Source organism: Methanolobus tindarius DSM 2278, from assembly GCF_000504205.1.
GTDB lineage: Archaea > Halobacteriota > Methanosarcinia > Methanosarcinales > Methanosarcinaceae > Methanolobus > Methanolobus tindarius.
The window spans coordinates 1,956,075-1,978,376 of the sequence record NZ_AZAJ01000001.1 but is presented as its reverse complement, the minus strand read 5'-3'; the positions used below and the strand labels follow the sequence as shown (position 1 = coordinate 1,978,376).

At 39.9% G+C, this 22,302-nt stretch carries 25 protein-coding genes; 16 read left to right on the top strand and 9 right to left on the bottom strand.

Annotation, left to right across the window (positions count from 1 at the left end):
- Positions 1-249: 249 nt before the first annotated feature.
- A complete protein-coding gene (locus METTI_RS16010) occupies positions 250-522 on the bottom strand; it encodes a class I SAM-dependent methyltransferase (protein WP_211232190.1) in 273 nt (90 codons plus the stop codon).
- Between the two features lie 94 nt (positions 523-616).
- Here METTI_RS16010 and METTI_RS09565 point away from each other — a divergent pair, with 94 nt between their 5' ends.
- Entirely contained in the window at positions 617-1,498 is an 882-nt protein-coding gene (locus METTI_RS09565; RefSeq protein WP_023845616.1) for a transglutaminase domain-containing protein, read from the top strand.
- On the opposite strand, the gene METTI_RS09560 is transcribed toward METTI_RS09565, so the two are convergent.
- Both METTI_RS09560 and METTI_RS09555 read right to left on the bottom strand, forming a co-directional pair.
- Positions 1,492-2,187, bottom strand: a complete 696-nt coding sequence (locus METTI_RS09560; RefSeq protein ID WP_023845615.1) for a class I SAM-dependent methyltransferase — start codon at positions 2,185-2,187, stop codon at positions 1,492-1,494. The two genes, METTI_RS09565 and METTI_RS09560, sit on opposite strands and share 7 nt — an antisense overlap.
- 59 nt (positions 2,188-2,246) lie before the next feature.
- Positions 2,247-2,579, bottom strand: coding sequence for a YkvA family protein (locus tag METTI_RS09555; protein WP_023845614.1), 333 nt, complete (start codon positions 2,577-2,579; stop codon positions 2,247-2,249).
- A 256-nt stretch (positions 2,580-2,835) separates the two neighbouring features.
- On the opposite strand from METTI_RS09555, the gene gatC reads away from it, so the two are divergent.
- From gatC to METTI_RS09535, 4 genes are all read left to right on the top strand, one after another.
- Positions 2,836-3,117, top strand: a complete 282-nt coding sequence (gatC, locus tag METTI_RS09550) for an Asp-tRNA(Asn)/Glu-tRNA(Gln) amidotransferase subunit GatC (protein ID WP_023845613.1) — start codon at positions 2,836-2,838, stop codon at positions 3,115-3,117.
- Positions 3,118-3,126: 9 nt separating this feature from the next.
- Positions 3,127-4,554 (top strand): Asp-tRNA(Asn)/Glu-tRNA(Gln) amidotransferase subunit GatA, encoded by a 1,428-nt coding sequence (gene gatA / locus METTI_RS09545; RefSeq protein WP_023845612.1) that lies wholly within the window; start codon positions 3,127-3,129, stop codon positions 4,552-4,554.
- Positions 4,554-5,975, top strand: a complete 1,422-nt coding sequence (gene gatB, locus METTI_RS09540) for an Asp-tRNA(Asn)/Glu-tRNA(Gln) amidotransferase subunit GatB (protein ID WP_023845611.1) — start codon at positions 4,554-4,556, stop codon at positions 5,973-5,975. Before gatA ends, gatB begins: the two co-directional genes overlap by 1 nt.
- Positions 5,976-6,064: 89 nt before the next feature.
- Positions 6,065-6,331, top strand: coding sequence for a DUF3795 domain-containing protein (locus tag METTI_RS09535; protein WP_048135347.1), 267 nt, complete (start codon positions 6,065-6,067; stop codon positions 6,329-6,331).
- An 81-nt stretch (positions 6,332-6,412) separates the two neighbouring features.
- On the opposite strand, the gene METTI_RS16110 is transcribed toward METTI_RS09535, so the two are convergent.
- Positions 6,413-7,078: a helix-turn-helix domain-containing protein gene (locus METTI_RS16110; RefSeq protein WP_023845609.1), complete on the bottom strand. Its 666-nt coding sequence runs from the start codon at positions 7,076-7,078 to the stop codon at positions 6,413-6,415.
- A 209-nt stretch (positions 7,079-7,287) separates the two neighbouring features.
- Between METTI_RS16110 and METTI_RS09520 the strand changes: the two genes are divergently transcribed.
- The 5 genes from METTI_RS09520 (at position 7,288) to METTI_RS09500 (ending at position 11,087) form a co-directional block, all read left to right on the top strand.
- Complete coding sequence (locus tag METTI_RS09520; RefSeq protein WP_023845608.1) at positions 7,288-7,437, top strand: 50S ribosomal protein L40e; 150 nt, start codon at positions 7,288-7,290, stop codon at positions 7,435-7,437.
- A gap of 8 nt (positions 7,438-7,445) precedes the next feature.
- Complete coding sequence (locus tag METTI_RS09515) at positions 7,446-8,189, top strand: geranylgeranylglyceryl/heptaprenylglyceryl phosphate synthase (protein WP_023845607.1); 744 nt, start codon at positions 7,446-7,448, stop codon at positions 8,187-8,189.
- Positions 8,190-8,278: 89 nt separating this feature from the next.
- Positions 8,279-10,000: an ATP-binding cassette domain-containing protein gene (locus METTI_RS09510; RefSeq protein WP_023845606.1), complete on the top strand. Its 1,722-nt coding sequence runs from the start codon at positions 8,279-8,281 to the stop codon at positions 9,998-10,000.
- A 116-nt stretch (positions 10,001-10,116) separates the two neighbouring features.
- On the top strand, positions 10,117-10,461 hold the full coding sequence (locus tag METTI_RS09505; RefSeq protein ID WP_023845605.1) for a phasin family protein: 345 nt from the start codon (positions 10,117-10,119) through the stop codon (positions 10,459-10,461).
- Between the two features lie 14 nt (positions 10,462-10,475).
- On the top strand, positions 10,476-11,087 hold the full coding sequence (locus METTI_RS09500; protein WP_023845604.1) for a hypothetical protein: 612 nt from the start codon (positions 10,476-10,478) through the stop codon (positions 11,085-11,087).
- A gap of 30 nt (positions 11,088-11,117) precedes the next feature.
- Here the strand turns inward: METTI_RS09500 and METTI_RS09495 are convergent, their stop codons facing one another.
- Positions 11,118-11,387, bottom strand: coding sequence for a DUF3303 domain-containing protein (locus METTI_RS09495; RefSeq protein ID WP_023845603.1), 270 nt, complete (start codon positions 11,385-11,387; stop codon positions 11,118-11,120).
- 218 nt (positions 11,388-11,605) lie between these two features.
- On the opposite strand from METTI_RS09495, the gene METTI_RS09490 reads away from it, so the two are divergent.
- From METTI_RS09490 to METTI_RS09470, 5 genes are all read left to right on the top strand, one after another.
- On the top strand, positions 11,606-13,285 hold the full coding sequence (locus tag METTI_RS09490) for an ABC1 kinase family protein (protein ID WP_023845602.1): 1,680 nt from the start codon (positions 11,606-11,608) through the stop codon (positions 13,283-13,285).
- Positions 13,286-13,380: 95 nt separating this feature from the next.
- Positions 13,381-14,355, top strand: coding sequence for a DUF128 domain-containing protein (locus tag METTI_RS09485; RefSeq protein ID WP_023845601.1), 975 nt, complete (start codon positions 13,381-13,383; stop codon positions 14,353-14,355).
- A 431-nt stretch (positions 14,356-14,786) separates the two neighbouring features.
- Positions 14,787-16,202, top strand: a complete 1,416-nt coding sequence (locus METTI_RS09480) for an ammonium transporter (RefSeq protein ID WP_023845600.1) — start codon at positions 14,787-14,789, stop codon at positions 16,200-16,202.
- 6 nt (positions 16,203-16,208) lie between these two features.
- Entirely contained in the window at positions 16,209-16,547 is a 339-nt protein-coding gene (locus METTI_RS09475) for a P-II family nitrogen regulator (protein ID WP_023845599.1), read from the top strand.
- Positions 16,548-16,801: 254 nt separating this feature from the next.
- Complete coding sequence (locus tag METTI_RS09470) at positions 16,802-18,274, top strand: sensor histidine kinase (protein WP_245596108.1); 1,473 nt, start codon at positions 16,802-16,804, stop codon at positions 18,272-18,274.
- Positions 18,275-18,540: 266 nt separating this feature from the next.
- Here the strand turns inward: METTI_RS09470 and METTI_RS09465 are convergent, their stop codons facing one another.
- From METTI_RS09465 to METTI_RS09450, 4 genes are all read right to left on the bottom strand, one after another.
- Complete coding sequence (locus tag METTI_RS09465; protein WP_023845597.1) at positions 18,541-19,854, bottom strand: hypothetical protein; 1,314 nt, start codon at positions 19,852-19,854, stop codon at positions 18,541-18,543.
- Entirely contained in the window at positions 19,841-20,431 is a 591-nt protein-coding gene (locus tag METTI_RS09460; protein ID WP_023845596.1) for a hypothetical protein, read from the bottom strand. The genes METTI_RS09465 and METTI_RS09460 overlap by 14 nt, the downstream gene beginning before the upstream one ends.
- Positions 20,432-20,437: 6 nt before the next feature.
- A complete protein-coding gene (locus METTI_RS09455) occupies positions 20,438-21,037 on the bottom strand; it encodes a hypothetical protein (RefSeq protein WP_023845595.1) in 600 nt (199 codons plus the stop codon).
- A gap of 62 nt (positions 21,038-21,099) precedes the next feature.
- The gene (locus tag METTI_RS09450) at positions 21,100-21,294 is read right to left on the bottom strand and encodes a ribbon-helix-helix domain-containing protein (RefSeq protein ID WP_023845594.1); all 195 of its coding nucleotides are present in this window, start codon (positions 21,292-21,294) and stop codon (positions 21,100-21,102) included.
- Positions 21,295-21,441: 147 nt separating this feature from the next.
- On the opposite strand from METTI_RS09450, the gene METTI_RS09445 reads away from it, so the two are divergent.
- Positions 21,442-22,302, top strand: coding sequence for an IS6 family transposase (locus METTI_RS09445; RefSeq protein WP_023845593.1), 861 nt, complete (start codon positions 21,442-21,444; stop codon positions 22,300-22,302).

The window sequence follows — 22,302 nt, the reverse complement described above, 5'->3', positions numbered from 1 at the left end:
ATAATGTGCACTCCGAATACAAATTGATTTTACAATCAATAAGTTGACTTAAAATATTTAGTCCCAAGAATTACAAACCTATTGACCCGATTCCCAGTTCTTGTCACAGATTCATCCCACTTGAAGAAATCAACCTGAATCAATTCTCAATCAACAAAAAAACAAGCTACTTCTCAGTAAAATGGTAGGTAACGTAAACAACTTCTCCAGTCTTCTCATCATGGACTAAGAATGAATCCATCTAATTTGTTACCAACAGGTCTCTGATGTAACGTTCATGACAGGTCTACGAATATCAGGTCTGCCCGAAATCAACCAGATGGAGATGAAACTGTGGATGATGTAGGAGCGGTCCTCTTTTGAGACTATGATCATCAGGAAGGCTTGCATCACAACCATATCAAAGCTCTCATTTGAAAACGGAAGGGATGTTGCGGATGTTATGGCAAACCGAGGATATTCTAATGTAGAATGTGAAGCTGAAAGACGCTTTACATGGCTAATTCCAGTATCAGACCACAAATTTATTACTGTAATAACTAAAATTATATAAGATGAAGAGAGTTGTAGTTAACATACCAAACAGAATTCATGTGGTCATACAAGGCTAAATACTATGAAAAAATCGATACTTCTTATTTTCCTGATAGCAATACTGATGTTCACAGTTTATGCTGTATATGATGAGGACGATGATTCAACTACATCTTTTCCTTCTACCTCTCTTGAAGAAAATGTTTCAGACATGGGGTCAGAAGATGCAATAAATGCTGTTCTTTCAAACGATCTTTGTGAAAATATCATTATGGATTCGGTTCCATGTTTACAGCAGGAAACGGCTGGCAAAAAAGATCTCAGTGATTTTCTTAAGGCCGAAACTCCTGAAACGACAGGTGTTTTACGGGTTCAGGAATATGTAACGCCATACGCTGATGCTGTGCAGAAATATCTTAAGGATGAAGATCTTGATGATGCAGATGAGATCTATGAGACTGCAGTTTCATGGATTTGGGTGTCTGATAATACCCTGAACGACCAGCCGGATGGATGGCTCACTCCTACGGAGTTTCTGCAGGATACTCCAGACTTCGATTCAAACCCTATGCCAGGTGAGATAGTAAGTGATTGTACCGAACAGGCTAATACTCTTGCATCGTTACTGATAGGCTCCGGTGAATATGATGAAGAGACTTTAAGGGTTGTTATGGGTCAGGTGACCAGCAGTAACATTAACGGTGGACATGCATGGGTTGAAGTCTACGAGGATGGAGAATGGTTCCCTGTGGATGCTACAGTAGGTCCGTACTATGACGATGATCTTGGGGAAGTGATCTATCCTGACAATTACCAGGACATTGATTTCGATTACTTCCGGAATGAAAACTACTCTGTGATAGAGATCTGGTATTATTATAACAATGAATACATCCTTGACGTAAGTTCAGGAACAGGAGACGTACCTGATAATTGGTATTCTGTTCCTTCCGGTTATTATTGATTTTTCATCTTCTTTCTCTTTTTTCCCACCACAACAAACCCATTTACCCTATTTCCGGTTCTTGTCACAAATGTATCCCTTTTGAAAAACTCAACCTCAAACCCATTTTCGATCAGCAGGAAAACAAGCTCCTTCTCAGTAAAATGATGGGCAGTATAAGCAAACTCCCCGGTCTTTTCATCATAAGCTAAAAATGAACCTTCTTCCCTTGTCACTGGCAAATCCCTGAGATAACGTTCCCGATAGATATCCAAATGCCACGTCTGTCCAAAATCAGCAATGTAGAGATGACCATCCGGCTTAAGAACACGGCAGGCTTCACGTACAATTTTTGAGCGATCTTCTGTTGAAACCACAACCGTGAGGAAAGCCTGCATTATAACAACATCAAAAATCCCATCTGCAAATGGAAGAGCAAGGGCTGTGGCTCTTGCAAATGCAGGAATTATCTGAATTTCATTATCTAAAACAGCTTTTGCAGTCATTTCAAGAGCATCGTGATTAATATCGATGCTTGTGACCGGAAATCCATGTGATGCCAGTTCAATGGTCACTTTTCCTGTTGCGCAGGCAACATCAAGAACATGAGCATTGGGATGTGTGTACCTGAAAAGAACAGGATCAAGTTTGATTGTCGCCGGAATATCCTCACCTTCAACATCCATCCACGGGTTTTCATGTTTGCTCATAATACCTCAATACTCCTTGTGCGAATAAAATCAATCAGGAATAGAATAATTTAACAAATTTAAGATGCAGAACCAGATGAGGTCTTAGCAGAAAGTTCACATTCTGCCATGTGCCTGCACTCATTCATTATCGGCCTGGGAATCATCTTGATAGCAAGTATCAGTGCCAGAGGAATAAGAATAATATCATCCATAACACCAATGACAGGAATAAAACTTGGAATCAGGTCAATTGGACTTAGTATATAGATGGTGACAAAAGCTGCAAGCAGCCTTGTATAAATTGGCAGGTCAGAGCGTTTGCTGGCAATGGATAATGTCTTTGTATGCAATTGCAATTTGTAAAAACGTTCCTTTAGTATTGCTTTCAGGATGAATGTTATTATACCCACATTATCTGACTCCCGGTTGTTTTAGAGAAATTATTTTGTTAATTTTTGTTAATATTAGTTTTTAGAACTAATATATCAATCGGGACTAGAAATTCAATTTATGCTGATTAATAGACCACACTGAAAATCATGCCCACATTCTACCAGACATAAGCAACCTGCTTAACCAACATTTTTAATATAATCGCCTGCTTTTCTAAGACTTAAATTATTACATATTATAACTATACTCTATTTCAAATCAGAGGAACTTACGATGATCACTAAAGAAGAGGTAGAACACGTAGGCTGGCTCGCACGTATCGAGATTGATGCACAGGAATCCGATGCGTATGCTGAGAAGCTCAACTCCGTACTGGGATATTTCGGGCAGCTCGATGAAGTGGACACCGAAGGCGTAGAACCCACATACCACGTAGCGGACATTGTTAACGTGTTCAGGAAAGACGAAGTCACAGAATCGATGCCACAGGAAGATGTGCTTGCAAACACCGAACACAAGCAGGAAGGCAACTTCAAGACTCCGAAAATCATGTGAGGTGGACAAATGGCAGCATGGACAGACATTTCAGGCATCAGAAAGAAAATCGCAGACTCTTCAGCCGAAGAGGTCACTGCCTCTTACATTGAAACCATTGGCAAGAGCAAGATTAACGGATTTACCACTCTTTCAGACGAGGCAATCAACACAGCCCGCGAGATAGACTCAAAAGGTCACGAAGGACCGCTTGCAGGCGTACCAATCGCGATCAAGGAGAACATTTCCACAAAGGGACTCTCCACAACCTGCTCATCGAAGATACTTCAGGGATATGTGCCACCATACGATGCACATGTCATTGAGAAACTCAAGGAAGCAGGTGCAGTTATCCTCGGAAAGACAAACATGGACGAATTCGCCATGGGAACTTCCACAGAATCTAGCTACTACGGGCCAACGTTCAACCCATGGGATATGGACAGAGTTCCCGGAGGTTCATCCGGTGGCAGTGCAGCAGTCGTTGCGGCAGGTGAAGTGCCAGTATCTCTTGGTTCTGACACAGGTGGATCAGTCAGGTGTCCTGCAGCATATTGTGGCGTAGTTGGAATAAAACCAACTTACGGATGCATTTCAAGGTACGGACTCATTTCTTATGCAAACTCACTGGAACAAATTGGTCCCCTTGCAACAAACGTAGCAGACATCGCAAACATAATGGATGTTGTAGCAGGCTACGACAACAGGGACAGCACATCAATCAACAGGGAGAACACTTACAGTGATGCCCTGAAGGACGATGTGAAATACATGAAAATAGGTGTTCCTGAAGAGTATTTCGGAGAGGGCATCGATGAGAAAGTCGAAAAGGCAGTATGGGATTCAATCGCAAAATTCGAGGATATGGGAGCTACTTACGAAAAGGTATCCATGCCACACACAAAATATGCCCTTGCATCATATTATATTATAGCCATGAGTGAAGCATCATCAAACCTTGCACGTTTCGATGGTACAAGATACGGATACCGTGCAGATGGTGAGAACTGGCACGTCATGGCATCAAAGACCCGTGCAGAAGGCTTTGGTCCGGAAGTAAAACGAAGAATTCTTCTTGGAACATATGCGCTTTCGGCAGGTTACCATGACAAGTATTATCTTAAAGCACTCAAGGTCAGAACACTTGTGAAGCAGGACTTTGATAAGGCTCTTGCAAACGTTGATGTGCTCATGGGACCAACAATGCCAGCACCGGCATTCAAGATCGGCGAGAAGATAGATGACCCGCTTTCACTTTATCTTGCTGATGTCAACACAGTACCAATCAACCTTGCAGGCGTACCATCTATCTCAGTTCCATGTGGATTATCAGATGGAATGCCTGTAGGACTTCAGATAATTGGTAAGCACTTCGATGAGAACACCATCATCAGAGCTGCTTACAGCTTCGAACAAAATACCAATCATCACACCAGAAGACCACCGGAGGTGGCATAATGGTATACGAGAACCCTGACGGAATCAGGATTGGACTTGAGGTTCACGTACAGCTGAACAAGCTCAAGACAAAGTTATTCTGCGGATGTTCCACAGAGTACCATGACTCGGAACCAAACACACATGTATGTCCTGTTTGTCTCGGACTTCCAGGTTCGCTGCCAGTCCTTAATGAGAAGGCAGTGGAATTTGCCATAAAGGTTGGTCTTGCACTTAACTGTAACATAGTGGAGCAAACCCAGTTCCACAGGAAGAACTACTACTATCCTGATCTTCCAAAGAACTTCCAGACAACGCAGTACGATTTCCCAATCGCCGCCAATGGAAAAATTATCATCGAAGGCGAAGACGGAGAACACATAGTTGGAATTACCCGTGCACATATTGAAGAAGACCCTGCAAGATTGCAGCACATGGGTACAATTGACAGGTCAAAGGGTACACTCATCAACTACAACCGTTCAGGTATGACACTTATTGAGATCGTCAGTGAACCTGATATGAGAAGCCCAAAGGAAGCAAGACGCTATCTTGAGAAACTCAGGAGCATCCTTGATTATCTTGGTGTTTTTGACGGTGACCTCGAAGGTGCAATGAAGGCCGATGCAAACGTTTCCGTATTCTGGGGAGACCGTGTTGAAGTTAAGAACATCTCCTCATTCAAAGGTCTTGAGAGAGCTCTCGTTTATGAGATAATGAGACAGAAGAACCACATCAGACGTGGTGGGGAAATCGTCATGGAAACAAGGCACTTCGATGAAGCAAGAGGTGTAACAATTTCCATGCGTACCAAGGAAGAGGAACACGATTACCGTTACTTCCCGGAACCTGACCTCGTGCCACTTAGAGTTGCTGACTGGGTACCAGACGTACGCAAGACGCTGCCGGAACTTCCTGACGCAAAGAGAGAGCGCTTTATGGAACAATACGGCCTTGGTGAAACTCATGCAAGAGCACTCACAACCGAGATCAAGGTAGCCAACTTCTTTGAAGAAGTAGCATCAAAAGTCGATCCGAAGGATGCAGCGGTCTGGGTTTCTGATATCCTCAAGGGCGAGCTTAACTACCGTGAACTTAGCATCAATGCATTCACAGTAGAGGACATTGTTGCTGTTGTCGGGCTTGTAACAGGTAACAAGATCACTGAACAGAGTGGTGTTGAAATCATCCGTACAGTCCTTGACGACGGTGGAAAGCCACAGGATATTGTTGAAAAGAAAGGACTTCTTAAAGTGGAAGATGATATCGTTGCAAAGGCAGTAGAAGAAGCAGTTGCAGAGAACCCTGAAGCTGTGGCAGACTACCTTGGAGGAAAGGAAAAATCCCTGAACTTCATCGTTGGTAAGGTCATGCAGAAGACAAAGGGACGTGCTGATGCCCGTGAAGCAAGAGAAAAAGTACTTGCAAAATTGAACGAGTAATTAGAATGAGGCGCATCGCCTCATTTAAATCTCTTTTTTATACCTTTTTTGTAGTTAATTCGATTTTTATTGGGAAAATTAGTGATATTATGTTTGAATCAAGATGCGGAGTACTTTGTGATTCATGTGAGCGCAAAGAACAGGTTTCATGCACAGGATGCTTAACCATGGAGAAAACATTCTGGGGAGGAGAATGTGGTGTAAAAACATGTTGTGAAGCAAAAGAACTCGGTCATTGTGGTGAATGTGAAATATTTCCCTGTGAAATGCTCTCCAATATGGGAAAAGAACAAGGTTTTGATCCATTGATCAAAATTGAACAATGTAGAATATGGGCCAATGAAGAAGAAATCTGATAGATTGAAGAAATCGTATCTTACGTGTAATCAAACTATCGCGGACGGGTAACAAATGCAAGCCCGCCCGGAAAAACAGAATTATAGATGATGATGATCCACATTCGCAAGGAATGCCTCTCCGCGGGGTGTGAGGACGTAAGTTGTATCATCCTCTTTTTCAATGTAGAGAGTATCCACAAGCATATCAAGATTTAGTTTAGCCTGCATATCATTCAGGTTGAATTGTTCCTTGACCTCATCATAGGTCATTTTTCCTTCACCCAGACTTTCAACAATGTGCCTGCGAGTAGGATTCTGCATGGCTTTCAAACCTGCCTTGTGATCCTCTGTGGGATTTGCCTTGAGTTTGCCTTCTTTCTCTGCTTTCTCGTGCCATTCCTGCCATCTTTTCTTCAGATCATCTTTTGTCTCAGTATTGGTGTCTGCAGCTTCAAGATAGTCTTCGCCGCGTGGAGTGATAATGTAAGTTGTATCATCCTCTTTTTCAACGAACAGAATATCCTCAAGCATTCCAAGGTGAAGCTTCAGTGGCATATTATCAAGATTGAACTCAGCTTTTAGTTCGTCAAATGTCATTTTCTTTTTATTCAGGCTTTTGATAATGTTCCTTCTGACAGGATTTTGCAGGGTCTTCAGTTTTGCGTCATGTTCCTCTTTTGGATCTCTTTTGAGCTTACCCTCTTTTTTGACTCTTTCATACCATTCCTGTCTTCTTTGTTCCTTATCCTCATTTGACATAGCCATCGTTCATTATTAATTATGATACTTGATAAATAGTTTGTCCTGAAAAAGAGAAAAACTAGCAGCAATGTTTATACCATAGAAAGTAGTCTCAGGATTATTCAATAGGACATGAAATGAGGTTGGAATTGCCAAAACAATTATATGTTTTGAGCATCATGTAAGCAGCCTATTATCCTAATTACATATTACAATCATTCAGGTGAAAAATAATGGCAAGATTTCCAGAAGCTGAAAACAGAATACTGATTAAGAAGATCTGTATGGACTGCAATGCCCGCAATGCAGTACGTGCAACAAGATGTAGAAAATGCGGCGGCAAAAGCCTGCGCATGAAATCCAAGGAATCAAAGGGTGGCTGATCGTTCTCATGCAAGTGGAAGAGTACCTTGATAAGATCGCTGAAAGCGAAGGTACAGTTCACTTGACACTTATCGACCCGGCATCACAGACTCCGGATCAGGCTGCAGAGATAGCTCATGCAGCTGCACTCGGAGGAACAGATGCTATAATGGTCGGTGGTTCCACTGGAGCCGGAGGAGTGTTGCTTGATCAGACGCTCCTTAAAATAAAAGAGAAAACAGATAAGCCTACAATATTATTCCCGGGAAATGCATCTGGTGTCAGCAAGCATGCTGATGCTATATTTTTCATGAGCTTACTCAATTCCCGAGATATAAATTACATCACCACCAATCAGGCAATGGGTGCCCCGGTTGTTTACAAGAGTGGAATTGAACCCATCTCCATGGCATACATTATAGTAGAACCAGGAGGAACTGTTGGATGGGTAGGTGACGCTAAGCTCATACCAAAACGCAAACCGGAACTTGCGGTGGCATATGCACTGGCAGGAAAATATCTTGGTATGCACTATACGTATCTTGAAGCAGGATCTGGTGCGGACTCACCAGTAACTCCGGAAATGATAGGTGCTGTCAAACACGTCCTTGGAAACAACAAGTTAATAGTTGGCGGGGGAATACGTGACGGTGAGACTGCAAAAATGTGCGCCCTTGCCGGAGCGGACATGATTGTTACAGGAACTATTCTGGAAGAGAGTTCAAACGTCACTGCTAAGATAGAAGAGCTGGTTTCAGCCATAAAGAAGTAATTGAAGGATTTTCCTTTTCTACAGATATTAATTGTCCATATTTATCTATTATTTACCTTCAGACCGAAATAACCCATGGAGGTTTGGCAATGCTTGAAGTGCAGAATATCGTAAAAGAATACCAGTTAAATGGTGAAAAAAAAAGAGTTCTTGACAATGTCAGTTTTAATGTTGCAGACGGTGAGATTATTGGAATTACCGGAAAGAGCGGCAGTGGGAAAACTACTATTTTGAAGATACTTCGTGGTATTGAGGACTTTGATTCCGGGTACTTTGAGCTTAATGGTGAAAGAATAGAACCAAATCCCGAAAGGGAAAAAGTCAAATTCCTGACACGTAACAGTGCTATACACCTTCAGCGCAATTTCGGGCTCTGGAACGGACCTGCTATTGAAAACATTGTACGTCGGCTGAACTTCCTGGCAGAAGGCCATGAAGGATTACCGGAACCAGAATCACTTCATTATGAAGGGATCTATGAAGAAGCAATGTACTACATGAGCCTTGTCAGGCTTGAACATAAAGCAAAACATTCATCCAACCTGTTAAGTGGTGGCGAGAAACAGAGACTCATACTTGCCCGCCAGCTTGCAGCAAAACCAAAACTTCTACTCCTTGACGAACCGGTAACAATGACTGACCCCGGTACTAAACAGGAGATGCTTGATGTAATAAAAGACATCAGAAAAGAACTTAATATTCCTATTATTGTTGTTTCACATCTTCCGGAAATCCACCTTTACCTTGCAGACAGGGTTGTTTACCTTGAAGAGGGAAAGGTCGTTGAAACAGGAGAAGCGAAAGATGTGCTGAAACATTTCCTCAAAGATATTAAAGAGCAGACTCCTCTGGCAGAAATTACAAGCAAAGAACCTGTTATAAAAGTAAGAGGACTTTCAAACCGTTTTGCACTCCTGCGTGTAGGAGAAGTCCTGAAATTTGAAGACCTTTCCCTCGATATTAACAAGGGAGAGATTACTGCACTTATCGGACCATCAGGTTCCGGAAAGACAACATTGCTTAAAATGATAGAAGGCCTCAGGGTCCCTAAAGAAGGAGAAATAACTTACCTGCACGAAGGAAAATGGCTTAACATTATCGATTTTACTATACAGCGCCTGGATCTTCGCAGAAAAATGAGCACTATGCATCAGGAATTCACACTATCACCCCATTCTACAATAAGAGATCAGCTTGCTTTTAAACTTCGTCTGAAAGGCGAAGGTTCTCTGGACTATGCAAGGCAAAAAGCTGCTGAATTTGGGATATCTGATGAAAAGCTCGATACTCTTTACAGAATTACAGAAGTTACCGAGGAAGAAAAGGACAAGACACTTCGTGAGATTGGTTTGTCCGTAGATGTTTATGCAAAACTCTTCCCTACAATCACCAAAGGTACAGTTGACACACAGGCTGCAGAGATTTTTGAAACCCTTGACCTTCCAATGTCAATTCTGGACAAAACACCATACCAGATAAGTGGTGGAGAACACGTCAGAGCTTATATCGCACTGGCACTTGTTACAAGTCCTGAAATACTCATGCTTGACGAACCATTCGGTGACCTTGACCCAGTAACACTCAGGGATGTGACCAATTCCCTGAAAAACATTAACAGGAAATTCGGCACTACAATTGTGTTTGTAAGCCATCACACCGATTTTGTGAGAGAAGCTGCACATAGGGCCATTCTTCTGGATGATGCAGAAATTACAATGGATGGAAATCCTGATGATGTTTGCCAGAAGCTCATAGAAATGAGCCATGCAAAATATCTCGAGCATGACCTGCACGAACTTGTAGATAATTAATTACAATGGCCTACGGGCCAGTTCCTTTTTTCTTGTTGGCAGTTTTCCAGACGTAGTCTTTTTTCAGAACAAGATTTTTATTCTAACACCTGCTAATTAATCATTGGAGGTTTAAAATGAAAGACGTTACAGACATCACAGAAGTCATGAAGAAAGTCGGTCTTTTTGGAATTGGCTTATGGGCACTGACGGAAGAGAAAGTTCAGGACATTACTGATGATCTTATCGAAAATGGGGAGATCAAAAAGGAAGAAGGTAAAAAGTTTGTCCGTGAAGTAATGGATGAACAGAAAAAGCAGAAGGAAGATATTGAGAAGAAGATCTCATCAAAGGTTCAGGAAACCCTAAACAAGGCAGATGTTGCAACCAAGGATGAGGTAAAGGAACTTAAGGATATAATTTCAAGTCTTGAGGCAAAGATAGACAAACTTGTAGACTCTGACAAGGAAAAAGATCTTTAAACCAAAAAGGAGGAGTGCCCTTCAGCAAAGACAACAACCTCTTTTTAAATTTTTCAAAGGCACTTTATTCTTTAACCACTGAACACAGGGAAGGAAATCCTGAAGCAATAGTGGAGGAGTGGAGCTTTTTTCCACTCAGCCCCTGTACAGGCGATGTTCTTGATATTACAGGAAAGACAGAGCCAGGGGAAACAATCACAATGGCAGTTGTATTTTCAATAACCGTACCGGTTAGCGATAACAGATACGAACACCTGTTTGATAAAGTTGGAATACCTGGAGGAAGCAATAGTTTTCAGGTCGTGGCTCAGAAAGTACACGATCTTAATTTTATTGTGAGAATGTTTGTTGACTTCAAACGCAGTTTCGATGCAGATAATGGAGTTGCACAGTTCTACGAAAAAAATGTACCTCATGGGAATTATGAAATCGTCATCAATGGAACTGCCATAGAAGGGGAAAGAGATGTGAGACTGGATTTCCTGGCAACCCAGACAATTAAAGCTGATGAAGCAGGTAATTTTCATCAGAAATATGACACCTGCACCTTACCGGAAGGTGATTTCACAGTAAAGGTAGGCAATCGTGAAAAAGTGATTAGCCTGTCAGATGGAAATAAAGAATAATGAAGATAGGAAAAAATTAAGAAAAGGGGATTATAATCCCTTTGAAATCATCAGCTTGATGAAATCCGTAGATTCCATTACAGGAACACTGTCAATCAGGCAGACATCAGACCATGGAATATTGAATTCTGCATATGCTTCGTTGTTTTCAGCCTCGTAAAGTATGAAATAACGCCCTCCGTTGAGGTCTACCCACTGGTTGATTATAGTAATTCCTGCAGGTGGTCTGAGATTCTTGAAATGTTCAATTACCTTTTCATTATCCTGTGGATCCCATGTACTTATATCGAAAAATAACATCTTTTCTCACTCCATTTATGTGGCTAATTAACCAGTTTATTGCTGGCAAACATAATCGGATTTCAGCAATTATATAACTGTCCCTTTAATTTAAGAAAAGAGGAGTGGCTGATGACCTGGAAGAATATTGTAATAAATTGCATTATGCGATAATTTAATAATAAAGCCAGTACAATTGAATAATACATCTAAATATAAAAATCGAAGTTAAGGGACTCATGAAACAGAGAAAGATCCACAGATACTCAATGATCAGAAGATACGGCAAGATAGTTGATGCACTCATAAAATATGAATTTGGTTACATCGTTGACCGAATGGGACTTCGCAATCTCAGGCCACTTAGATCGCGTATCAGAAGACAGGAAAAAGTTCTCAAGGATACTGATACCGGGCCGATGAAAGCAAGGATGATGCTTGAGGAACTTGGCCCCACGTATATCAAGCTTGGACAGATACTCAGCATGCGTCAGGATCTTATTCCTCCTGAGTATGCAAATGAGTTTTCAAAACTCCAGGACGATGTACAGCCATTTGAAATGAATGAAGTGGAAAAACTCATCAGAGCAGAACTTGGTTCTGAAATTAAAGATATTTACCAGTATTTTGAACCGGTACCCATTGCAGCGGCATCAATAGGACAGGTACATCGTGCAAAACTAATAAGTGGCGAAGATGTTGTTGTAAAAGTCCAAAGACCAGGCATCAGGAAAATAATTAATTCAGACCTGGACATCATGTACAGTATCGCGTCTTTTGCAGAAGAACATCTTCCGGAAGCGAAACTCTATCAGCCAGTTGGAATTGTAGAGGAGTTTGAACGCACCATAAAGGCTGAAATGGATTATACCCAGGAAGGCAGAAATGCGGATCATTTTGCACGTAACTTCAGGGATGATCCGAGAATATACATTCCAAAGGTCTACTGGGACTGCACCAGTGCAAAAGTACTCACACTTGAATTCATTGATGGGGTAAAAAGCAGCAATTTTAAAGAACTTGACCGCATGGAAGTTGACAGACGGGAAATTGGAATCGATGTCCTGAAAGCTTTCATGAAACAGATATACGATGATGGTTTTTTCCATGCAGACCTTCATCCCGGAAATATATTCATAATGAAGGATAGCAGGATTGCACTTCTTGACTTTGGCATGGCAGGGTTCCTGTCCCAGGATATGCGCAACCTCCTAATCGATGACCTGATAGCCCTTACAAGAGGAGATACAGTACTTTACATAGAGCTTCTCAGGGAACTGGGTTCAATTGATGAAAACACCGACCTTTCAGCACTCAAAATAGATATTGATCAATTGATATACAAGTACTATGGCAGGCCACTTGGACAACTGGATACTGCATTGATACTTGAAGAAATGATAAATCTCCTGAGAAAATACCAGGTGAGAGTGCCTTCCAATGTTGCACTGCTTTCCAAGGGAGCGATGACCGCTGAAAGTTTTGGAAGCCTTATGGACAGGGATATCAACCTGACAATAATCGCAGAGCCTTTTGCAAAGAAAGCAATAAAAGACAGACTAAGACTTACTAACATTGCAGGAAGTACTTTCAGGGACGCAAGCAACTGGGCAAGAGTACTTCACAAAGCACCCATACAGATAGGGCATATACTTGATATTGCTGAAAGAGGCTACCTTAAACTGCGTTTTGACCCGCAGGGATTTGACAGGGTCGTATCTGAAATAGATGCTGCAAGTAACCGGCTTTCGTTCAGTCTAATCATTTCAGCCATAATTGTTGGTTCATCATTTATCATACAAACCGGCATGGAGCCACACATATGGGGAGTCCCCCTGCTTGGAGTTATCGGGTTTCTCATGGCTGGATTTTTGGGAATGTGGCTTGTTGTTTATATCCTGAGGACCGGAAGAATATAAGAGGCAAGAAGAAATATTTATCGCACATCTTAAATAGACAAAAATATAACTATACGCCGTTGAAGAGTCCTTCAATAACATCTTCGGGTGAAAAAATGACAGATCCAAACGTTGAAAGAAAGCTTGTTGAAATCATGCGCATCATTAATGAAAGCGACAAGCCTTTAGGTGCACGCCTTATTGCTGATGAGCTCCATAACCGTGGTTATGCAATTGGAGAAAGGGCCGTCAGGTATCATTTGCGGATACTGGATGAAAGGGGCTTTACCAAGAAGCACGGATACATCGGGCGCACCATAACTGAACGTGGAAAGAAGGAACTCAATGATGCCCTTATCAGTGACAGGTTCGGTTTTGTCATCACAAGGATAGAAGAGCTGATCTATAAGGCAGATTATGACCTCGAAACAGGCAAGGGAAATGTGATAGTCAACGTTACCAATATAGACAAAGATGACTTTGACAATGCCACTGACATTATAAAGTATGCCATGGATCATGGTGCCACTATCAGCCCGAGAGTTGGGATTATTGAAGAGGACACTGACCTTGATATTTACGTCCCCGACGGAAAAGTGGCCATTGCAACCGTGTGCAGTATTACATTTGACGGCTTGCTCCTTAACAATGGAATTCCTGTAGTACCGGTTTTTGGCGGTCTTATGCAAATGGAAGATTACTCTCCTGCAGGTTTCCTGGATCTTATATCATATAGTGGGACATCAATTGACCCTATCAAGATTTTCCTGAGAAGAAAAGCAACATCCATTCTTGAAGCTATTGATACCGGCAACGGGAAGATGCTTGCTAATGTTCGCCAGATCCCTGCATCAGCCGCCACAAGAGCCGAAGAACTTCTTAGTGTTGCAAGCAAACACGACATTTCCGGTCACCTGACAATAGGAGATCCGGGAGAAGATGTCCTCTACGCACCTATTGAAAGAGGAAAGATTGGAATCCCTGTAATGGTTGGAATTAATTCTGTTGCCGCTGTAGAGGAAGCAGGCATAAATGTAGAGACTCACCCTGTTTCTGCAGTTATGGAATACAGCAAGATGAAGAAACTTTGAAGAACGGGGTTTTGTTCTTTATCTTTTATTTGTTGCAGTTAATTTTATAACTGCATAAATTACCAGACTTGCATCAGATTTTTTAATATAATTGGTTTTCAATTTTGGATTATTGGAAAATACCTGTTCCTTAAAAATTTTTATAAATTTGACGATATTAAAGTCTTGCCCCATATAAATAGCAAATGAGGATAAGTTGCACGAAAAATGGGGAACTCTTTTTATATTACTTAGTGATAAAAATATATAATGTGTGGGATTTGCTATTTTCATAGCTAATTTAGGCGACAAACGCGCATTACTTATAGAATTATTTATGAAAATTTGTACTAAAAACTATAGTGTTGTCTGCACAAACCAAATAGTTTAAATAGTATGAAGTCTACACATAGCATCCGTCTTCCTAAGAAGACGAAACAAAGGTGTTACTCATGTATGGAATATCACAGAAACTCAATTCAAAGATGATCTGGCAGGTTTTACTGCTAATGAGCGTCATATTTATGGTATTTATAGGTCCAGCATCCGCTGAAACAATGGAAGAGAACGCAGCAGCTATTGCAGATCTTCAGACAGCACTCACATTTATGTGGCTCCTGATCTGTGGTGCAATCGTGTTCCTGATGCATGCAGGTTTCTCTCTGGTAGAAATCGGTCTTACCAGAACAAAGAACACTGCTAACATTCTCATGAAGAACTTCATGACAATCTCACTTGGTATCATTGTTTACTGGCTTGTTGGCTGGGGAATTATGTACGGTGCCGATGCAGCAGGAATTCTCGGTACTGATCAGTTCATGTTAATGGGCGCAATGGACAACGCAACATGGAACGGATGGTGGTTCCAGATGGTCTTCGCAGCAACCGGTGCAACAATCGTATCAGGTGCAATGGCTGAGAGGACTGATTTCAAGGCTTATCTTATTTACACAATCGCTATGGTAGCTCTCATTTACCCTGTATACGGACACTGGGTATGGAGCGGTTCAGGAATTCTTACAAGCGGATTCCTTGTTGATGCACTCGGTGCAGCACACCACGACTTTGCAGGATCAGGCGTAGTACACTCAATTGGTGGATACTCAGCACTTGCAGGTGTATTACTTGTAGGACCAAGGATTGGAAAGTTCAAGAACGGAAAGGCACAGGCAATTCCAGGTCACAGTCTTCCACTCGCATTCCTTGGTACACTTATACTGGCATTCGGATGGGTAGGATTCAACGGTGGTAGTACACTCGACGGAAACGATCCATTTGCAAACCTTGTAATTGTTAACACATTCCTTGCAGCAGGTGCAGGCGCAATCATGGTAATGCTCATCACCTGGATGAAGACAGGAAAGCCAGACCCATCACTTACTGCTAACGGTATGCTCGCAGGTCTTGTAGCAATCACAGCACCTTGTGGTTCAGTTACAAACGGAGCATCAATTGTAATCGGACTTATCGCAGGTATAATAGTATATGCAGGCGTAATGTTCAATGAGAATGTCCTTAAGGTCGATGACCCTGTAGGTGCAATCGCAGTTCACGGATACTGTGGTAGCTGGGGACTTCTTGCAGTAGGTATCTTCGCACTTGGAACTGGTGACGGTTCAATGCTCGCAACTGCAGCATACACAGCTGAAGGCGCAGGACTCCTCCACGGCGGATACGCACAGTTCATGATTCAGCTTGCAGGTGTAGTACTCAGTATACTCTGGGCATTTGTAATCTCATTCATAATCTTCAAGATACTCGATGTAGTAGTAGGACTCCGTGTATCAGAAGAACACGAGATTGCCGGACTGGATGAAGTTGAGCACGGAATCAGTGCATACCCAGAATTTATGATCCTGAAGGAGTGATGTTATATGATGAAGATAGAAGCAATCATAAGGCCAACAAAGATCCATGAAGTCAAGGATGCCCTTGATGAAGCTGGATTTGAAAGTGTCACAGTGACCGATGTAAAAGGTCGCGGAAAGCAGAAGGGTGTAATGCAGCAGTGGAGAGGACGCAAGTACTGTGTCGATCTGCTGCCAAAAATAAAGATGGAAATGGTAGTCGGTGAAGATGATGTCGATAAGGTAGTAGACATTGTAATGAAGACTGCAGCAACCGGATCAATTGGAGACGGTAAAATCTTTATCACCCCTGTAAGCAAGATCATCAGGATCCGTACAGGAGAAACAGACGGAGAAGCACTCTAAGTGCTCTCTGCCTTTTTTATTTTTAACATTAACTTTACGACTAATCTAAAACAATCACCGTGAGCCCCGGGAATTCAACATATACCTATTGTAAAAGGATTCTGCAGTCCAGTTGTCACAATATAGCACTTCCATAGTTTCGGGGCTCTTCCCTAAAAAGAATTAATTTTAAATAGCTTTTTTGATAGTTTTTCTCAAAAATAAAATCAAAAGAATAATATATAAATATGCAATATGTATTGTTCGTGATATTTTTGACGGGGAAGGATAAAATACTCATAGTAGACGATGAGAAGATCAACATTGCTGTTCTTACATCATACCTGACAGATAATTATGATATAATTGCAGCTTCTACTGGCGAAGAAGCACTAAAAATAGTGAAAAAGGAAGAGCCGGATCTGATCTTACTTGATGTTGTCATGCCGGGAATGGATGGTTTTGATGTATGCAGGACCATCAAACACGATTATAAACTTGATTTTATACCTGTTATAATGCTTACAGCCCTTACTTCAAGAAATGACCACCAAAAAGGTATAGAAGTCGGTGCAGATGATTTCCTGAAGAAACCTGCTGACAGGTTTGAACTTGACAAGAAAATCACAGCACTTCTGCGTATCAAAGAACAACACGATTTACTCCTGCAAGACCGCAATAAAGCATACGAATACCTGGATTATGTTGGCGTATTAATTGCTGTCCTGGACAGAGACTACAAACTCATTCATATCAATCAGAAAGGCGCAGATATCCTTGGATACAACAGGAACAATATTATCAGCAGGGACTGGATAGATCTTATCGTTTCTGAGAGTTATGCAAGCCTTGTAAAGAAAAAATATGATAGGCTTTTAGATGGCATTATGGATGAACCTGAATGCTCAGAATATCCTATAATGACTATTACACGTAAAGAGAAACTTTTCAAATGGCACTATTCAGTCCTGAAAGATGCTAAAGGAAATATCACAAACATACTGATTTCAGGAGAAGATATTACCGAAAAGAGAAAGGATGAGATTAAACTCATAGAATATGCAAAAAAACTCCAGAAATCCAATGAAATAAAAGACCTTTTTACCGATGTTCTTCGCCATGACCTGCTAAACCCTGCAGGACTTATTAAATCATTTACAGAGCTTCTTGAGGAGACAGCAACAAGTGAAAAACAGAAACTTCTCATCGAGAACATTAAAAAATCAAATCTCAAACTTACAGATCTTATAGAGAATGCAGCCAAACTCGCTAAACTTGAATCAATTGATGAGATGGCATTTGTCAGAACCGATATTGCTTCCATGGCAGAAACTACATTATGTTCCTTCGAACAGAGTCTGAATAGCCACAAAATGAAATTAGTATTTGAAAAAAGCGAAACATGCTTTGCATTTGCCAATCCCATGATTGAAGGTGTATTTACAAACCTCATATCAAATGCAATCAAATACAGCCCCGATAACACCACTATTACTGTGAAAATAGAAGACTTTGCGGACAAATGGAAGGTCTCTGTTGCTGACCAGGGTGATGGCATCCCTGACGCTGACAAAGAGGCTGTATTCACACGTTTTAACAGGCTGCACAAAGAAAATATCAAAGGCAGTGGGATAGGACTTGCTATTGTAAAACGAATCATGGATCTTCATGGAGAAAAGGTTGGAGTTTTCGACAATCAGGAAGGGCATGGTAGTATCTTCTGGTTTACCTTAAAAAAGGCATATTAAATTGGACAATTCCAAGAATAAGCAAAAGTAAACCATATGTAGAAGATTCTGTTAAGTTAAGGAGTACGCAGAAAAAACGCAATGCTCTGGCTTCAAAATGTTGCTAAAAAATCAGTTTCAGTGCGCTAAAAAGTAGTATAAAAAGGTTTGTAATTGAGTTCTGGTATTTAGCATTTACTATTATTTTCACTGCTAATAAGAAGCGTTGAACAACTATACTTCAATGATAGCAATATGTGTGATTCTAAGAGAATAACGGTAAAAACTTAAATGCCTAATATATCTGCAAGATCAGATAGTGTAGGAGCAATTGTTTTTGGAATAAGTGCATCCTTAATCAATAGGTTTTCTTGAATCATTTTCTTTTGTTGAAGATACTTTTTAAGTGGGCGGCTAGTTATAGACGTATCTGCATTTTCTTCAACATACTTTTTTACTGACTCAACTTCACCATGTATTAACAAATCATTTACTATTTTGTTGTGTGTTCGATCCCGCAGTAGTGTCATGTCAAAATCAGTGCTATATGAATATTCATCCAAATTGTGATAATAATAAGTGGTTGGATCAAACATTCTTGTTGCACTATCTTCTTTTGCTTGCTGGTATTGTTCTATAGTGTCAAAATTATTTTTAAGTGCTTCTTGTGCTAAGTGTTCTGGATCATCAGCATATGGATTTCTTCCAGCACCAAATCGCTTAACGCCTATAAAGTCTGCACCAAAAAACTGTGTCAAAACATCAGATGAAGCCACTTGCGTATCTTGTAAATGTGGTAGTATCCCTCTTTTTATATGAGAACAGTGAAGAACAACACTCAAGCCATCCATATATTTGTTAATCAATTGTTTTGTTGATCGAAGATCTGCAGAAAAATTAGAATCACATGGCTTATCATTAAAATTGATCCATATATTAGAATACTTATTTTGTTTATAGTGTTGTAATATCTTTACCGTTACATTTTCAGATGCAGTTAGCGGCAAAGGAACAAAAATAGGTTTACTGTTTATATCAGAAAGTATCTTTACACTAAAATCTATTTTTTCAAGATAGGTTGAAACAAAATCATTGGTTTCAATTTTTATATCAGGAACTAAAACAAAAGCGGAAGAATTAGCATGTATAAAATTCAATAAATAGAGATAACTATCATCGTCAAGCCCACCAAATTCAACTGTTTTAAATGACTGTTTTTCAAATGGATTTCTTGGAAATGACAACGAAAGCGTTGTTAAGGATTTATCCCAAAATTGTTTGTTTTTAATTTTAAAAAAATCTCTCAGGCTTTGGTTTCTTTTGTGAGAAGAGTATTCAGTAAGATATTTTTCTAATCCAGCCCAACTTATAGGGGCCTGTAAGAACCTCGCACTTTCAAATATTGGATTTGATAAAGCTGTACTATAATGGTTTAGCTCTGTTTCAGTAACTCCATCGCCTGATAATATCTTAAATGGAGTATCCAGCTTCTTACCTATATTTTCTAGTTCAATAGAACGAACGCAGTAATCAGGGTTTCTGACTTCTGCTATAGGCTCTTCTTCAATTGTAATGTGAGAATCATATTCAAGAACAGACATATTTATCCTTAAGTTGTTTAATTAATTTTACAATAATCTCTTCACATGTTTTTTTATCAAAACTACATGGACGTTTTTGGTTTCCATTGGTTTCCGCTTCAATGATACATTCTTTTATGCTTTCTAGAATATCAATCACTAAGTGAACAGATACTGTTTTATCTGTTTGGCAGCAATTCAGAATAAAGCCGATGTTCCGAGTTAACTTGCTTTTCAACGAGGGAAAATTACTATTTACAAAATTATATGCCCTTCTTTCATCTATGATTAAACATTTTAAATTTGATGTAGTATTTAAATCGTATGCTAATCCAATTGCTTCATATTCACCATCATTTTTATGACTATCTATTCTGCCGAAATATGGTTTTACAAGCTCAAAAAAAGATGCATCATTGACTGCAACAGATGATTGAAAATAATTAGAATCAATTAAATCTTCTGGCAATTCACCTTTTATTATCGGACCTACATGAAATGAATACAAAGATAAAATGTCAGATAAAAAATCGTGTTTTTTTATGTCATCACAATAGCAAATATAAAAAGAACTATCAGCAACAACATTATCACACATTTGACTCTACCCTATCAGATTTTCCATTCTTTCTTTATCAATGAAGCCTTTTTCATAAATTTGTTTCGCTAACATATTTTTTTTATCAAATATCATATTTGAAACATTCGATTTTAGTTTATATTCGGGATAAGTATCATAAATCAAAAGGAGAAGCTCTTCTTCGTTCAGTTTATCATATAATTCACGAACTGCCTTAATCCCAGATAACAATACTCTTAAGTTATCTAATTTAACGGCTCTTGAGTATATTTCATCATACTTATTTTGTCCTTTTTGAGTTATCTGCACATATCCACCACTAAGTATATCCCGCGATGGTTTTGCACGTGGTGGAATGTATGACCAGCAGTCTTCAAGATAACGTGGATAAAGTACAGTCTTTTCTACTTCTGATGAAAATGGACCTCTGTAATGTCCAACAAAGTGGATAAACTCTTTCATATATGGGTGAAAGTTCCATAACAAAAAAGTTTCTTTTTGGAGATGAAGTAACGAGATAGGAGATTTATCTGCACCTATTATTAGTAATATTAAACTTTCAAGTCCCTTTTGCTTTATAATTTCGGGATGCTCCCCTTCATAATTATTAGAGTTGTTTTCCATTTGTCTACCTAATATCCATTTTGTTTTTTGTGCTATATATAGACTAAATTTGCATGGTGAAACTATTCATCGAGTTCATCAGGGTTTTGATCAGAAATCCCCCCATATTGTATAATACTTCTCCTGATAGCTTCTTTCACAAATTCTTGAATTGAAACAAAACCAAGCCTTTTGTCATTTTCAATTATCCTTTCTATCTCATCTCTCATATGATTTGGGATACTTACTTTGCTATAGGTTGTAGTTTCTATAGACATTTTTGTACCATATATGCTCTATATATGAACTATATGTGGAATTACTAATAAATATTGTTTACGCCAACACTGTAAAATAAAGGTACCTTTTTAGGTAAGAATAAGTATATATAATATGGTGCCTTAATATTAAGTAGAGGCTAAATTATGAACTGTAAGAAATGTGATTCATCAAAAGTTGTCAAAATAGGCAAGAGAGATGGAATCCAGAGATACAAGTGCAAGGAATGTAACTTTAGATTCCTTGAAAATGATAACTTCGGGCGCATGAGAAGTCAGAAGCATATCATTGCTGTTGCAATTGGTTTTTACTTTGACGGAATGAGCGTAAGGAAAATCCAAGAGCAGATAAGGTATATCTTTAAAGTCGATGTCTCACAGGTCACAATTCACAATTGGATTACAAAATACTCCAATCTCGTTTATGATTACGTTTCTAGCCTCAAAGTAGAATTTGGTGACAACTGGCACGTTGATGAAACAGCTATTAAGATCAAGGGCGAACAAAAATGGTTCTGGGAGATTATAGATGAAGATACTCGGTTCATGGTCGCAGGACATCTATCTAATACCCGTACAAACAAGGATTGTACAATTCTTTTTGAGGATGCAGCAAATAGGGCAATGAATAAGCCTAAGTTTATCTTTGCAGATGGTTGTTTCGCATACAGAAAGCCATTTAACAAGGTATTCTATGACAGGCGTACAAAGGATACAAAGCTTATACAGAATGTAGGCATCAATAGCAGAAGAACAAATAATATTGTTGAAAGACTGCACGGAAGCCTTAAAGACATGCTTAGGGCAAGACGTGGACTTGATTCAATGGATAAAACAAGACTGCTTCTTGAGGGTTGGTTTGTTCATTACAATTTCCTTAGACCACACAGCGCACTTAAAGGCAAAACTCCAGCAGAAGCTGCAGGAGTTGACATTGATACTTCTAATAAATGGGAATCACTGATTGATCAGGCTACAAAATGGCAAGCATCTATAAACGGAGCGTGA

What these genes read in the sequence shown, in the direction of transcription:
- METTI_RS09565 (WP_023845616.1), top strand. Translation starts at nt 617, where the DNA reads ATGAAAAAATCGATACTTCTTATTTTCCTGATAGCAATACTGATGTTC.
- METTI_RS09560 (WP_023845615.1), bottom strand. Translation starts at nt 2,187, where the DNA reads ATGAGCAAACATGAAAACCCGTGGATGGATGTTGAAGGTGAGGATATT.
- gatC (WP_023845613.1), top strand. Translation starts at nt 2,836, where the DNA reads ATGATCACTAAAGAAGAGGTAGAACACGTAGGCTGGCTCGCACGTATC.
- gatA (WP_023845612.1), top strand. Translation starts at nt 3,127, where the DNA reads ATGGCAGCATGGACAGACATTTCAGGCATCAGAAAGAAAATCGCAGAC.
- gatB (WP_023845611.1), top strand. Translation starts at nt 4,554, where the DNA reads ATGGTATACGAGAACCCTGACGGAATCAGGATTGGACTTGAGGTTCAC.
- METTI_RS09535 (WP_048135347.1), top strand. Translation starts at nt 6,065, where the DNA reads ATGTTTGAATCAAGATGCGGAGTACTTTGTGATTCATGTGAGCGCAAA.
- METTI_RS16110 (WP_023845609.1), bottom strand. Translation starts at nt 7,078, where the DNA reads ATGGCTATGTCAAATGAGGATAAGGAACAAAGAAGACAGGAATGGTAT.
- METTI_RS09520 (WP_023845608.1), top strand. Translation starts at nt 7,288, where the DNA reads ATGGCAAGATTTCCAGAAGCTGAAAACAGAATACTGATTAAGAAGATC.
- METTI_RS09515 (WP_023845607.1), top strand. Translation starts at nt 7,446, where the DNA reads ATGCAAGTGGAAGAGTACCTTGATAAGATCGCTGAAAGCGAAGGTACA.
- METTI_RS09510 (WP_023845606.1), top strand. Translation starts at nt 8,279, where the DNA reads ATGCTTGAAGTGCAGAATATCGTAAAAGAATACCAGTTAAATGGTGAA.
- METTI_RS09505 (WP_023845605.1), top strand. Translation starts at nt 10,117, where the DNA reads ATGAAAGACGTTACAGACATCACAGAAGTCATGAAGAAAGTCGGTCTT.
- METTI_RS09495 (WP_023845603.1), bottom strand. Translation starts at nt 11,387, where the DNA reads ATGTTATTTTTCGATATAAGTACATGGGATCCACAGGATAATGAAAAG.
- METTI_RS09490 (WP_023845602.1), top strand. Translation starts at nt 11,606, where the DNA reads ATGAAACAGAGAAAGATCCACAGATACTCAATGATCAGAAGATACGGC.
- METTI_RS09485 (WP_023845601.1), top strand. Translation starts at nt 13,381, where the DNA reads ATGACAGATCCAAACGTTGAAAGAAAGCTTGTTGAAATCATGCGCATC.
- METTI_RS09480 (WP_023845600.1), top strand. Translation starts at nt 14,787, where the DNA reads ATGTATGGAATATCACAGAAACTCAATTCAAAGATGATCTGGCAGGTT.
- METTI_RS09475 (WP_023845599.1), top strand. Translation starts at nt 16,209, where the DNA reads ATGATGAAGATAGAAGCAATCATAAGGCCAACAAAGATCCATGAAGTC.
- METTI_RS09465 (WP_023845597.1), bottom strand. Translation starts at nt 19,854, where the DNA reads ATGTCTGTTCTTGAATATGATTCTCACATTACAATTGAAGAAGAGCCT.
- METTI_RS09460 (WP_023845596.1), bottom strand. Translation starts at nt 20,431, where the DNA reads ATGTGTGATAATGTTGTTGCTGATAGTTCTTTTTATATTTGCTATTGT.
- METTI_RS09455 (WP_023845595.1), bottom strand. Translation starts at nt 21,037, where the DNA reads ATGGAAAACAACTCTAATAATTATGAAGGGGAGCATCCCGAAATTATA.
- METTI_RS09450 (WP_023845594.1), bottom strand. Translation starts at nt 21,294, where the DNA reads ATGTCTATAGAAACTACAACCTATAGCAAAGTAAGTATCCCAAATCAT.
- METTI_RS09445 (WP_023845593.1), top strand. Translation starts at nt 21,442, where the DNA reads ATGAACTGTAAGAAATGTGATTCATCAAAAGTTGTCAAAATAGGCAAG.